The following is a 13,445-nucleotide window of genomic DNA, read 5'->3' on the forward strand; positions in this document are numbered from 1 at the left end:
CCGCCCGGTGGAGGCCGTCCGGGCGGCGGGGACGCGTACGGGCCGGCGGCGGGCCGTCGAACGGCTGTCGAACGCGGCCCGCCGCAGGTGCGCGACGCTCCGTCAGGGCCGGTTCCCGGGGCGCCGGTCGGCCCTGGAGCCGATGTAACTTCCACCGCGGGCGCGGCACCGACCTGCGGTTTCACCCCCGTGCGGAACCCGGCCGCTGTCGGCCGGGCGGACCGGGCGGCTTTTCTGGTCCTCCGCACCCGTGACCGAGGAGAGCCCCCATGACCCCTGTCCCCCCGGAGCGCCGGGCCGCCTCGCGGCCCCCGGTGCGCGGACGCCGGCCGGTGCTGGCGGTGGTGGCCGCCGTCGCCGCCTTCGCCGCCTGCGTGGCGACCGCGGTGCTGCCCCGGCCGACCGCCAGTGCCGCCGAGCCGACGGGCGCGGCGGCCGTCGGGAGCCAGCCGTACAGCTGGAACAACGTGCAGATCGGCGGTGGCGGGTTCATCCCGGGCATCGTGTTCAACCAGGGGCAGCAGGGCCTGGTGTACGCCCGCACCGACATCGGCGGCGCGTACCGGCAGGACCCGGCGACCAAGCAGTGGATCCCGCTGCTGGACTCGCTGGGCTGGGACGACTGGGGCCTGACCGGGGTGGCCAGCCTGGCCACCGACGCCAGGGACCCGAAGCGGGTGTACGTCGCGGCGGGCACCTACACCAACAGCTGGGACCCGGCGAACGGCGCGATCCTGCGCTCCTCCGACCAGGGGAGGACCTGGCAGCGCACCACCCTCCCGTTCAAGATCGGCGGCAACATGCCGGGCCGCGGCATGGGCGAGCGCCTCACCATCGACCCGAACAACGACGCGGTGCTCTGGTTCGGCGCGCCGAGCGGCAAGGGGCTGTGGCGCAGCGCCGACTACGGCGTGACCTGGTCGCGGGTCAGCACCTTCCCGGTGACCGGCACGTACGCGCCGGACCCGACCGACACCTCCGGCTACCAGAACGACCCGCTGGGCATCCTGTGGGAGGTGTTCGACCAGGGCAGCGGCACCGTCAACGGCGTCACCAGGACGGTGTTCGTCGGCGTCGCGGACCAGCAGAACAGCGTCTACCGCTCGGACGACGGCGGGGCGACCTGGACCAGGATCGGCGGCCAGCCGACCGGCTTCGTCCCGCACAAGGCGGTGCTGGACGCGTCCGGCGGCAACCTGTTCGTCTCGTACTCGGACACCGGCGGCCCGTACGACGGCGCGCACGGCGACGTGTGGAAGTACGCGACGGGCACCGGCGCCTGGACGAACGTCAGCCCGGTGCCGTCCTCGAACAGCAGCGACAACTACTTCGGCTACTCGGGCCTGACCGTCGACCGCCGGCACCCGAACGTGCTGATGGTGACGGGCTACAGCTCGTGGTGGCCGGACACCCAGATCTGGCGCTCGACCGACTCGGGCGCGACCTGGAAGCCGTTCTGGTCGTACGACGGCTACCCGAACCGGGTCGACCGGTACACCATGGACGTCTCCGCGGTGCCGTGGCTGACCTTCCACGCGAACGCCTCCGCGCCGGAGGAGGCGCCGAAGCTCGGCTGGATGACCGAGGCCCTGGAGATCGACCCGTTCGACTCCGACCGGATGCTGTACGGCACCGGCGCGACGCTGTACGGCTCCTCCAACCTGACCGACTTCGACAAGGGCGCCAAGCTCACCATCACCCCGGTGGTCAAGGGCATCGAGGAGACCGCCGCCAACGAGCTGATCTCGCCGCCGACCGGCGCGCCGCTGCTCAGCTCGCTGAGCGACCTCGGCGGCTTCCGGCACGACGACCCGACGAAGGTCCCGTCGCAGACCTTCGCCCAGCCGGACCTGACCTCCGGCACCTCGATGGACTTCGCCGAGGCCGCGCCGGCCACCATGGTGCGGGTCGGCGAGACCGCGTCCGGTTCGACCGAGAAGCACATCGGCTACTCGACGGACGGCGGCTCCCACTGGTTCGCCGCCTCCGCCGAGCCGGCCGGCGTGACCGGCGGCGGGCAGGTCGCCCTCGCGGCGGACGGCTCGGCCACCGTGTGGAGCCCGAAGGGCACCGGCGTGTACCGCTCCGCCGGGACGGGCAACTCCTGGACGGCCGCCACCGGCATCCCGGCGGGCGCGAGCGTGCAGGCCGACCGGGTCGACCCGAAGACCTTCTACGGCTGGTCCGGCGGCACCTTCTACGTCTCCACCGACGCGGGCGCCACCTTCACCGCCAAGGCGAGCGGCCTGCCCGCCGAGTCGGTGCGCTTCAAGGCCGTCCCGGGCACCAGGGGCGACGTCTGGCTGGCCGGCGGCACCGCCACCACCAGCTACGGCCTGTGGCACTCCACCGACGGCGGCGCGACCTTCGCCAAGCAGGCGGGCGTCGACCAGGCCGACAACATCGGCTTCGGCAAGGCCGCCCCCGGCCGGACCCACCCGGCGATGTACACCTCCGCGAAGATCGGCGGCGTGCGCGGCCTGTTCCGCTCGGACGACGCGGGCGCGAGCTGGGTCCGGATCAACGACGACGCCCACCAGTGGGGTTGGACCGGCGGCGCGATCACCGGCGACCCGCGGATCTACGGCCGGGTCTACGTCGGCACCAACGGCCGGGGCGTCCTGTACGGCGACACGGCGGGCGGCGTTTCGCCCTCCCCGTCCGCCTCCACCTCCGCCTCCCCGTCCCCCTCCACCTCCTCGTCCCCGTCGCCGTCCCCCTCCACCTCCCCGTCCCCGTCGCCGTCCTCCTCGCCGAGCAGCGGCACCTCCTCCTGCGAGGTCACCTACGCGGTGAGCAGCCAGTGGGGCGGCGGCTTCGGCGCCAACGTGACGGTCGCGAACAGGGGCACCGCGCCGGTCAACGGCTGGACGGTGGCGTGGACCTTCCCGAGCGGCCAGAGCGTCACCTCGCTGTGGAACGGCGGTGTCGCGCAGAGCGGCGCGAAGGTGACCGTCACCGACGCGGGCTACAACAGGGCGATCGCCCCGGGGAGTTCGGTCTCCTTCGGCTTCAACGGCAGCTGGAGCACCGCGAACACCGCCCCCACCGCGTTCACCCTGAACGGCGCCGCGTGCGCCGTGAAGACCGGCTGACGCACCGGCAGACCGACCACCCCGCGCCCGGAGCCCGGGGCGTCCTCCTCACGGAGGAGGCGCCCCGGGCTCCGTCGTGCCCGGGCCCACCCCGCGCACCGGCAGTCCCACTGACGGATTCCGGACGCACCGTTCACAGGAAGCGCGCGATCCGGTCACGTCACGCTCGCCCCGTTTAATAATCGATCGGGCATGCGAGTATTCAGGAATGGCGGGCACCGCTTCGGGCCCGCCGGCGGGTGGGGCGGCCGTGTCCGGGCGGTGTCCCACCCCTGCCCCGGCCGTCTCTCCCGTCCGCTTCCCGAAGGAGATTCCACCCGAAAACAGGCCCTGCTGACTCCTTCGCGAAACGGCCGGCACTGACCGGTTTCCCTGCCCTCCGGGCCACTCGGAAGCCCCTTTCCGTGCCCGGTCCCCCACATGGCCATCGGCGTGGCCGTGTCTACCGAGAAGCAGGTGCGTGAAAGTGTCTTTACGCGACATCGAGGTCAAGTTGCTGCGCGCGCTCGTGGCGATTGTCGACGAAGGCGGATTCGCCTGTGCCGCCCGTTCCCTGCACGTCACCCAGCCGACCATAAGCCAGCAGATCCAGCGGCTGGAATCCATTGTCCAGGCACCGCTGTTCGAACGCACCAGACGCCCGCTGCTGCTGACCCCCGTCGGCCGCGAGGTGCTGGCGCACGCCCGCCGGGTGATCCTGCTCAACAACGAGGTGCTCGGCCGGATATCGACGCTGGGCTCGCTGGACTCGCTCAGCCTGGGCTGCTCGGTCCACTTCGCCGACGGTCTGCGCACGATGCTCAGCGAACTGGCGGCGGAGAGACCGCAGTTGAAGTGCTCGATCGCCACCGGCCTGAGCGCCGCGCTGGCCGACCGGGTCGCCCAGGGGGAGCTGGAGGCGGCGATCCTGCTGGGCATCGAGACGCCGCGCTGCGAGATGCTGGGACGGCTGCGGGTGGCCTGGTACGGGCCGGACTCGCCGCTGCCCGAGGAACCCGTCCCGGTGGCCCTGGTCAGTGAGCGCTCGGCCCTGAGCCGGCGGATCATCGAGACCCTGGCCGAGCACAACGTCCCCTGGCGGTCGGCCCCCTGGTGCTCGGACCCGCTGGCGGTGCGGGCCTCGGTCCGGGCCGGGCTCGCCTACACCGTGCTGACCGCGAACGTGCACCACACCGACCCCTCGCTGCGTCCGGTGCCGTCCGGCACCCTCTGTCCGGACCCGGAGCCCCTCCCGGTCTACCTCGCCTTCTCCCCCTCCGCCCGCGAACCGGTGATCGGGGCCGCCCGCTCGGCGGCCCGGGCCGCGCTCCGGGACGTCCCGCTCGGCCCGCCCTGACCGTGACCGTGGCCGGACGGGACCCGGCGGGGCGGAGCGGGAACCCGCCCCGGCCGACCGTCCCGCCCCCGCCCCCACCCGGGCGGACGGGCGGACGGGCACCCGGACGGACGGGCGGAGGGGCGGGACCGGACGGTCCGTCAGTAGTTGTTGCGGGCGGCCCCCTTGGCGGCCAGCTTCGGCCCGTACGGCGCCGAGTCCAGCCAGGCGCCCGCCTTCTGCCCGGCCAGCGCCACCGCGACGGCCATCCGCCGCCGCAGCCGGACCGCGGGCCGCTGCGCCACCATGTGCTCCAGCGCGGTGCTGGCGCAGCCCCGGTTGTACAGCGCCGCCTCCTTGCGCTCGGCGGCGAACCGGGCGATCTGCGCGGTGGCCGCGGCCCGCCCGTCGGCCGACAGCGCGTCGTGCACCGCCTCCACCGCCCGGACCGCGTCCGGGATGCTGGAGTTCATGCCGCGCGCGCCGAACGGGGCGAACAGGTGGGACGCCTCGCCGGTCAGCAGCACCCGGTGGTGGGTGTCGGTGAACTCGGTGGCCACCTGCTGGGCGAACTTGTAGGTCGACACCCAGCTGACCCGCTCCCCGTACGCGGCGGGCATCACCCGGGAGATCCAGCGGCTCAGCCCCTCGGGGGAGACGAAGCGCTCCGGGTCGTCGTCGACCGCCAGGTTGAGGTCGACCCGCCAGCCGCCCGCGAACGGGACGATCAGCACGTTCCGGCCGCCGGCCTTGGGGTGCTTGTAGTGGAAGACCCGCTCGATCGGCACCGGGTGGGCCGGGTCGTCCTTGAGGTCGACCACCACGAAGGTGTTGCGCGAGCGCGGGCCCTCCAGCGGGACGCCGATCGCGTCGCGCAGCGGCGAGCGGGCGCCGTCGGCCGCGATGACGTAGTCGGCCTCCCAGGCCCGCCCGGTGGAGTCGACCAGCCGGACGCCGTCGGGGGTGGTCTCGGCGGACTTCACCTCGACGCCGTGGTGGAACTCGACGCCGTGCTCGCGGCAGGCCGCGGCCATCAGGTCCTCGGTGTCCACCTGGGGCAGGCTGGTGAACGGGGGCAGGCCGTCCTTGGCGAAGCGGGGGTAGGTGCGGGTGTAGATCTCGTGCCCGGCCCAGAAGGAGCGCTTGGTGGCCCACATCACGCCGCGGCCGGCCACCCGCTGCCCGAGTCCGGGGCTGAGCCGCTCCAGTTCGCGCAGCGAGGCGCCGTGGACGTACGCGGCGCGGCTGCCGGGCCGGACGGTCTCGGCGGTGCGCCGTTCCAGGACGACGGCGGGCATCCCGGCGGCGCGCAGCGCGAGCGCCGCGGCGAGCCCGGCCGGGCCCGCGCCGACCACCAGGACGGGGTGGCGGGTGGTGCGGCGGTCGGCGGCGCGGTCCACGGGGTGCTCCTGACTGCTCGTCGGCCCGTCTCCGGTCGGCCGGTCGCCGATCGGCTCGCTGCTCGTCGGCCGGCTGCTCGTCGGCTCGCTGCTCATCGGCCGTCCCCCGTCAGGTGGAGCGTGTCGGCGGTGAAGAGGACGATGCGGCCGGCGAGGCCGCCGGTCAGGGCGGCGTGCCAGAGCGCGGTGCGGATGCCGGTGCCCTCGCGGCGCAGCACCACCTCGTCGGTGGGCGAGGTCAGTTCGAGGTAGTCGCCGGTGGACCGGGCGTCCATGCCCGCCTGGCGGGCGGCGGCCACCACCGTTTCGAACTCCGGCACGTCGAGTACGTACAGGGCGAGCGTCATGGCGCGGGCACCTCCAGGTTCTTCCGGATGAGTTCCGCCTTGCGCTGCCACATCGCCTGCACCGAGGGCCGGGACGCGCCCGTGACGTCGATCAGCGCTTGGAGCGTCAGTTCGGCGTCGCGGGCGTCGATCCCCGACATCTCGCGCAGCGGTCGGGTGATCTCCAGCTGGAGACCGTTGGGGTCGTCGAAGTAGATCGACTCGATCAGCTCGTGGGCGAGCGGCGTGGTGACCCGCACTCCGTGGGCCTTCAACCGGTCGCGCCAGGCCAGCAGTTCCTCCTCGGTCTCGACGTGGAAGGCGACGTGCCGCGAGCGGTGCATGAGGTCGCTGGGGGGCGCCTCCTCGGGCAGGCCGAAGTAGTAGAAGAACGCGATCCGGTTGCCCCGGCCCATGTCGAAGAAGAAGTGCACGAAGTCCGGGTAGTCGTCGGTGACCCACCCGGTGGCCGTGATGGCGTGCACCAGCGGCATGCCGAGGGCCCGGGTGTAGAACTCGTACGTCTCGCGCGGTCGCCAGGTGACGAAGGCCAGGTGGTCGACCCCGTCGACGCTCAGCCCCTGGGACGGGGCCGGCGGCCGGATGGGCGGTGGTGCGGTAGCCAATGTTCCTCCTGGAGACGGGTAGGGCGGAACCGGGCGCGCGCTCGGGGGTGGGTCAGGACTTGGCGGGTGCCTTCCCGCGCAGTCCGGTACTGGTGACGACGGCCCCGAGCAGCAGGACCAGTCCGCCCACGATCAGCGCCCAACGGGTGCCGTCGGCGCTGGACGAGGACAGGTTGAGGATCACGCCGAGGACGGCGACGCCGAGCGAGGCGCCGACCTGGCGGGCCGAGTTGAGGACGCCGGCGCCCATGCCGGCGAACTCGGCGGGGACGGTGCTCGCCATGCCGGCGACCAGCGCGGGCAGGGCGAAGGAGACGCCGAAGCCGAAGGCCAGCAGGCCCACCACGGTCGCCACCAGGGCGAGCGCCGAGTCGTCGGTGAACGGCGCCTGGAGCAGCGCGCCGACGCCCATCAGGCTGAAACCGATGGTGGCGGGCTTGCGCGGCCCGATCCGGCCGACCAGGCGGCCGGTGTAGATCGGGTTGAAGGCGGTCGGCAGGGTCAGCGGCAGGAAGACCAGGCCGGCGACGACCGGGGAGTAGCCGCGGCCGTCCTGGAAGAACAGCGACAGCACGAACAGCAGGCCGGAGAGGCCGAAGTTGGCCAGCAGGCCCGCCGCGACCGCGGGCGAGAAGCCCGGGCTGCGGAACATCCGCAGCGGGACCATGGCCGCGTCCCCGGCCCGCAGCTCGGCGGCGAGGAAGACGATCGCGCCGAGCACGGTGAGCCCGAAGGCGACCAGCACCCCGGGGGCGCCCCAGCCCTTGTCCGGGCCCTCGATCAGCGCGTACACCAGGGCCGCCAGGGCGACCACGGAGCTGATCTGGCCGGGCAGGTCGAGGCCGCTGCGCTGCTTGCGGGCGGTCTCCGGGGCCAGCCGGAGCGTGATGACCAGGCTGATCACCGCCAGCGGGACGTTGATCAGGAAGATCGCGCGCCAGCCGACGGTGTCGGTCAGCACGCCGCCGACCACCGGTCCGGCGGCCAGCGCCGCGCCGGTGATCGCGGCCCAGGAGCCCACCGCCCGGGCCCGCAGCGCGGGGTCGGTGTAGGCGTTGGTGATCACCGCGAGCGAGGAGGGCAGCAGCAGCGCGCCCGCCGCGCCCAGCGCCAGCCGCAGCGCGACCAGCACCGGCAGGGTGGTGGCCAGCGCCGAGACGCCGGACAGCACGCCGAACGCGACCAGGCCCCAGACGAAGACCCGGCGCCCGCCGAAGCGGTCGGAGAGCCAGCCCGCGGTGAGCAGCAGGGCGGCGAAGGTGATGGTGTAGCCGTTGGTGACCCACTGCAGGCCGCTCAGGCCCACGTGGAGGTAGTCGGCCATCGCCGGCAGGGCCACCGAGACGATGGTCATGTCCAGCAGCACCATGAAGTAGCCGAGCGAGAGCCCGATCAGCAGGGTGCGGGGTGGTCCTTCGGGGCCGGTGGGAGTGACGGCGGCCTGGACGCCGGCCTGGGTAGCCATGTGTGCTCCTCGTTCAAGAATGGCATGCCTCGCCCCCGGATCATCGGTTGGTCGGAGGCGGGAAGTGCCATTCTTCCGGACCCGGAAGGGGAGTTGACGGTACTGACGACGGGAATGGCCTATGGATACAATCGGCCCAGCCGATAGATCGTCAGAGGGGTACCACCATCATGGAGTTACGACACCTTCGCACGTTCGAGGTGGTTGCCCGGACGCTCAGCGTGACACAGGCGGCGCGCGAGTTGCACTACGCCCAGTCCAGCGTGAGCGATCAGATCCAGTCATTGGAACGCGAGTTGGGCGTCGAACTGATCAACCGCTCGCAGCGCAGGATCCGGCTGACCCCGCAGGGCGAGGTGCTCTCCTCCTACACCGACCGGATCCTCAAGCTGATCGAGGAGGCCCGGTTCGCGGTCTCCCGGCCCACCACGGAGCTGGCCCTCGGCGCCCTGGAGACCCTGGGCCTGTACCTGCTGCCCGAGGTGCTCTCGTACTACCGCGAGCTGTACCCGCAGACCAGGGTCCGGGTCTCCCAGTTCAACCGCGGCGAGCTCTACCAGTCGGTGCGCCGCGGCGACCTCGACCTCTGCCTGACCTTCGGCACGCCGCCGGAGGACAGCGGCCTGCGCGCGGAGACGCTGGCCGAGGAGCCACTGGTGATCATCGTGCCGCCCGGGCACCCGCTGGCCGCCCGCGGCCGGGCCGACCTGGCGGAGCTGGCCGCCGAGCCGTTCCTGGCCACCCAGCAGGGCTGCGGGTTCCGGGAGATGTACGACGGCGCGTTCGGGGGCGCCGGCGGCAAGGAGCCGGTCGCCGAGGTGGACAGCATCGGCACGCTCGGCGCCTGCGTCTCGGCCGGGATGGGCTGCGCGCTGCTGCCGCTGGTCTCGGTCCGCAACCAGGCCGATCGGGGCGAGGTGGCGGTGGTGGAGATCGGCGGCAGCGAACTGCGGACGGCGATCACCATGACCTGGCTGGACCGCAACTCGGCCAACCCGAGCCTGATCGGCTTCCAGACCGCGATCCGCAAGCAGCTGGCGGGCTGAGCGCGGGCCGTTCGCGGAGCCAGCCCCGGAGCCGTTCGCGGAGCCAGCCCCGGAGCCGTTCGCCGGACGGCCGACCGGGCGGCCGACCGGGCGGCTGACGGGGAGGCGGGTCCGGGGGCTCATCGGGCCGTGTCCAGGTCCGCCCGCCGCTGCCCGTCCCGGGGGCGGGGCACGAACGGGGCCGCCGGGGCCGACGGCTGCACGGGAAGCGGCGGGACCGTCGGCTGCGCGGGGTCCGCCGCGGGCGGCGGGTCCAGCGGGATCTCCTTCAGCCGGGCCCGGGCGATCTTGCCGGTGACGGTGGTCGGCAGCCGGTCGACCACGACCAGCTGCTCGGGCAGCTTGTAGGTGGCCAGGCCCTTGCCGGACAGGTGCCCGGTCACCTCGTCGAGGGTCAGCCGGGCGCCCTCGCGCAGGGCGACCAGCAGGCAGGAGCGCTGGCCCAGCCGCGGGTCGGGCCGCGCCACCACCGCGTGCTGGGCCAACTGCGGCAGGTCGTTGAGGAGTTCCTCCACCTCCAGGGCGCTGAACTTGAGCCCGCCCCGGTTGATCAGCTCGTCGCCGCGCCCCCGGTAGCCGACCGAGCCGTCGGGGTGGAGGGCGGCCAGGTCGCCGGAGCGCAGCCAGCCGTCCGCCGTGAACGCGGCCCGGGTCAGCTCCGGCGCGTGCAGGTAGCCGCGGAACAGGTACGGGCTGCGGTACTGGAGCTCCCCGGTCTCGCCGGGGGCGGCCGGGACGCCCGCGGCGTCCACCACCCGGACCTCGCCGCCGGACACCGGGCGGCCGATGGTGGCCGCCGCCTCGGGCGGGTCGCCGGGGCGGGTGAAGGTGCCCGCGCCCACCTCGGTCATCCCCCACTGGACGATCAGCCGGGCGCCCAGCCGTCGGCGCACGCCCTCGGCGAGTTCCCGGGGCACCGGCGCGCCGCCGGTGCGGACCTCCCGCAGCCCGGCGACCGGACGCTCCGGCCCGGCCGCCGCCTCCTGCTCCAACAGGGCCATCAGGTCCCGCAGTTGGGCCGGTACGGCGAACGCGGCGGTGGCGCCGGCGGTGCGCAGCGCGGCCAGGAAGCGGCGCGGCTCCCAGCTCTCGAAGAGCCCGACCGCGCCCGCGCCGACCAGTGCCAGGTGCACCGAGAGCATGCCGAAGGCGTGGCTGAGCGGGCTGGCCGAGACCACGGTGTCCCCGGCGCCGAGGCCGCCGTCGGCCGCCACGGCCGCGGCGTTGCCGAGCAGTCCGGCGTGGCTGTGGACGCAGAGCTTGGGGCGCCGGGAGGTGGTCCCGGAGGAGGCGAGCAGCATCAGCGGCGCGTCCGGGTCGCGCGGGGGCTCGGGCAGGTCGCCGGTCGACTCCGGCGCCCCGTCCAGCAGTTCGGCCGAGCTGCGCAGCCCGTCCGGGCCGTCCGCCGACCGGGGCACGGCGCCGCCGGAGACCCAGACCTCCCGCAGCGCGGGGAGGTGCTCGCGCAGGGCGCGGATCTCCGCGGTCCGGTCCCGGCCGCGGTAGGAGTCCCGGGCCACCAGCGCGCTCGCCCGGGACTGTTCGAGCAGCGAGCGGACCTCGTGCGCGCCGTACCCGGAGTGCAGCGGCAGCAGCAGGACGCCGAGCCGGGCGGTGGCCGCGTGCAGGACCACCAGCTCCCAGCCGTTGGGCAGTTGGGCCGCCAGTACCTCGCCGGCCCGCAGTCCCCGCCGGTGCAGGGCGGCGGCGGTCCGTTCGGCCTGGCGCAGGCAGTCCTGCCAGCTGTACCAGCGGTCGCCGTCCAGGACGGCCGGCCCCGGGCGGCGGTCGGCGGCCCGCTCCAGGGCTTCGCCGAAGGTGCGGGAGACCGGGGAGACCGTTGTCGATTCCTCGGGGGGAGCTTTCACGGAGGTCCTCCATCGGCGTCGGCGCAAACATCCGGTGCTTTCCGACCGGGATTCTGCTCATGCCGCCGACCGCCCGTCCAGGGCGCCCCGATAAGGGATTCCAATTCACCCGGACCGGTCGGTCCGAATAAGGAGCCCTTATATCCGGACCGCCCGGGCGGTGGCGCCCACCGCGGTCCGGCGGATTCGCCCCGGAAGCTTCGGCCGTTCCGATGTGATCCATCGGCGGCACCGGTCGAAGGGCCCCGGCGGTGCCCAAAAGGGGCACGGACCAGGCGGCACGCGTTAAGAACAATCAATCGGGGGGCGCGGGCCGGCGGCTTCCGGACGGGCTCGGGGTGGGGGCGCAACACGCCGGAAAACCGTTCGGCCGGGCCGATGGACACCATCGAGAAAACCGAATCCGCCCGTTTGCCCAGGCCACGGGGCCGGACCGGTGGGAATCCGGCCACTTCGGCCGGCCGGTCCGGCCCGATCGGCCCTGGAAAGGCTTGCCGAACGGTCCGCGGCCACTACAGAATTCCGGTCGTCCCCGTTGCAGGAGGTATCGATGTCGATTGCACGACGTTTCGAGAAAGCGAATGCAGAGCCGGGGTCGGTCCACGGAATTCCGGAGACCGGTGGCTTTTCCGGGGCCGGGACGCGCCCCGGGTCCGAGGTCTTCTCGGCGGCCGGGCTGCGCCAGTTGGACGACGTCGTCCGCAGCGCCCGGCTCGCCTCCGCGGCGGTCGCCTCGTCCCTGCTGGCCCCCGTCCCGGCCGGCGGCGACGCCGCCGCGCTGACCGAGCAGCACTGCGTGTTCGACCACTGCGGCCTGCTGCTGTTCCCCCGCACCCTGGACGAGGGCCTGCACGGGCTCCAGCAGCTCGGCCTCGCGCCGTCGCCCGTGGTGCCCAGCACGGTGGTGCGCCGCCGGCTGGCCGAGCGCCACGGGCTCGACCCCGCCGACTGCGACGTCCGGATCACCCGGCTGCGGCTCGGCCTGCCCAACGGGCGCCGCCACGCCGCCGTGGAGGTGTTCCTCTTCCCGCGCGACAGCCGGGCGTACGCCCCGCAGGTCGAGGAGGCCGAGGTGGTCAACGGCTTCGAGCAGCACACCGCGTTCGTGGTGGCCCGCCCCAGCACCGGGCTGCTGACCCGGCTGGTCGCCTCCTGGCGGGTCGAGGCCGGGCTGCTCACCGAGGGGGGCGGGCACAACCCCCACGAGGGCGGCCCCGACGGCTCGACCGTCATGTACTTCGTCCGCGAGCACGACCACCCGGGGCTGCGCCGCCGGTTCGAGCTGCACTGTCCCGGCGACCTGACCGCGTTCATCGCCGGACTGCCCGAACAGACCGCGGCGGTCCGGCACGCCTACGCCGCCTGGCACCCCGTCGACCCGGTGCTCGCCGCCCCGCCGGCCCGCTCCGTCTGAGACCCGCCCGCACCGCACCACCCTGCACCGCCTTGCACCGCCCTGCACCGCGCCGTCCCGTCCGGGCCGGACCGCTCGGCCGGCTCGACCGCTCCGCCCGCTCCGCCCGCTCCGCCCGCTCCGCCCACCGCCCCACCTCACTCGGGAGAATCCTGTGCTGCGCAACGACACACTCACCCCCCGAGGCGTGGCCCTCACGCCCGAGCTGCACGACTACCTCCTGGCCCAGGGCCGGATGACGCCGGACCCGCTGCTGGCCGAGCTGATCGAGCGGACCCACGCGGCGATCCCCGACCAGGCGCACATGTCCGTCGCCCCCGAGGAGGGCGCGCTGCTGACCTTCCTGGTCCGGCTGCTGGGCGCCCGCCGGATCGTCGAGGTCGGCACCTTCACCGGCTACTCCTCGCTCTGCCTGGCCCGCGGCCTGCCCGCCGACGGCTCGCTGATCACCTTCGACGTCTCGGCCGAGTGGACCGAGCTGGCCCGCGAGTTCTGGGTCCGCGACGGCGTGGCCGACCGGATCGAGCTGCGGCTGGGCGACGCGCTGCAGACGCTGCGCGCGCTGCCCGCCGAGCCGCACCTCGACCTGGCCTTCATCGACGCGGACAAGCCCGGCTACGTCGGCTACTGGGAGGAACTGGTGCCCCGGCTGCGCCCCGGCGGCCTGCTGCTGGTCGACAACACGCTGTTCAGCGGCCAGGTGATCGACGAGGACCCGGGCCCCAAGCCGGCCGCCGTCCGGGCGTTCAACGAGCACGCCCGGCGCGACGAGCGGGTCGAGCTGGTCATGCTGCCGATCGCCGACGGGCTGACCGCGGCCCGGCGGCTGGCCCCCGGCGAGCGCGCCTCCCGCGGCCCGTGGAACGAGGGCCCGCGGTGACCGGCACCGC

The 13,445-nt window shown here is 73.9% G+C and carries 10 protein-coding genes; 5 read left to right on the forward strand and 5 right to left on the reverse strand.

The window, feature by feature from the left end; genetic code table 11:
• The first annotated feature begins 269 nt into the window (after positions 1-269).
• Both ACIQVD_RS13780 and ACIQVD_RS13785 read left to right on the forward strand, forming a co-directional pair.
• Complete coding sequence (locus ACIQVD_RS13780; RefSeq protein ID WP_402288848.1) at positions 270-3,095, forward strand: cellulose binding domain-containing protein; 2,826 nt, start codon at positions 270-272, stop codon at positions 3,093-3,095.
• A gap of 460 nt (positions 3,096-3,555) precedes the next feature.
• The gene (locus tag ACIQVD_RS13785) at positions 3,556-4,431 is read left to right on the forward strand and encodes a LysR family transcriptional regulator (protein WP_402288850.1); all 876 of its coding nucleotides are present in this window, start codon (positions 3,556-3,558) and stop codon (positions 4,429-4,431) included.
• A 140-nt stretch (positions 4,432-4,571) separates the two neighbouring features.
• Here the strand turns inward: ACIQVD_RS13785 and ACIQVD_RS13790 are convergent, their stop codons facing one another.
• The 4 genes from ACIQVD_RS13790 to ACIQVD_RS13805 are packed head-to-tail and all read right to left on the reverse strand — an operon-like array spanning position 4,572 to position 8,227.
• A complete protein-coding gene (locus ACIQVD_RS13790; protein ID WP_400685891.1) occupies positions 4,572-5,906 on the reverse strand; it encodes an FAD-dependent oxidoreductase in 1,335 nt (444 codons plus the stop codon).
• The gene (locus ACIQVD_RS13795) at positions 5,903-6,157 is read right to left on the reverse strand and encodes a hypothetical protein (RefSeq protein WP_402288853.1); all 255 of its coding nucleotides are present in this window, start codon (positions 6,155-6,157) and stop codon (positions 5,903-5,905) included. The genes ACIQVD_RS13790 and ACIQVD_RS13795 overlap by 4 nt, the downstream gene beginning before the upstream one ends.
• Complete coding sequence (locus ACIQVD_RS13800; RefSeq protein ID WP_402288855.1) at positions 6,154-6,762, reverse strand: VOC family protein; 609 nt, start codon at positions 6,760-6,762, stop codon at positions 6,154-6,156. The genes ACIQVD_RS13795 and ACIQVD_RS13800 overlap by 4 nt, the downstream gene beginning before the upstream one ends.
• A 52-nt stretch (positions 6,763-6,814) precedes the next feature.
• Positions 6,815-8,227, reverse strand: a complete 1,413-nt coding sequence (locus tag ACIQVD_RS13805; RefSeq protein ID WP_100835046.1) for an MFS transporter — start codon at positions 8,225-8,227, stop codon at positions 6,815-6,817.
• 170 nt (positions 8,228-8,397) lie between these two features.
• On the opposite strand from ACIQVD_RS13805, the gene ACIQVD_RS13810 reads away from it, so the two are divergent.
• Positions 8,398-9,273 carry a LysR family transcriptional regulator gene (locus ACIQVD_RS13810; protein WP_111552683.1) on the forward strand — a complete coding sequence of 292 codons (876 nt, stop codon included), beginning with the start codon at positions 8,398-8,400 and terminating at the stop codon, positions 9,271-9,273.
• A 119-nt stretch (positions 9,274-9,392) separates the two neighbouring features.
• Here the strand turns inward: ACIQVD_RS13810 and ACIQVD_RS13815 are convergent, their stop codons facing one another.
• Complete coding sequence (locus ACIQVD_RS13815; RefSeq protein WP_402288857.1) at positions 9,393-11,141, reverse strand: class I adenylate-forming enzyme family protein; 1,749 nt, start codon at positions 11,139-11,141, stop codon at positions 9,393-9,395.
• Between the two features lie 685 nt (positions 11,142-11,826).
• On the opposite strand from ACIQVD_RS13815, the gene ACIQVD_RS13820 reads away from it, so the two are divergent.
• Both ACIQVD_RS13820 and ACIQVD_RS13825 read left to right on the forward strand, forming a co-directional pair.
• The gene (locus ACIQVD_RS13820; protein ID WP_400685900.1) at positions 11,827-12,555 is read left to right on the forward strand and encodes a hypothetical protein; all 729 of its coding nucleotides are present in this window, start codon (positions 11,827-11,829) and stop codon (positions 12,553-12,555) included.
• Positions 12,556-12,790: 235 nt separating this feature from the next.
• Positions 12,791-13,435 (forward strand): O-methyltransferase, encoded by a 645-nt coding sequence (locus ACIQVD_RS13825; RefSeq protein ID WP_100838318.1) that lies wholly within the window; start codon positions 12,791-12,793, stop codon positions 13,433-13,435.
• Positions 13,436-13,445 lie beyond the last annotated feature (10 nt).

The sequence above is a fragment of the Kitasatospora sp. NPDC090308 genome (assembly GCF_044769485.1).
GTDB lineage: Bacteria > Actinomycetota > Actinomycetes > Streptomycetales > Streptomycetaceae > Kitasatospora > Kitasatospora fiedleri.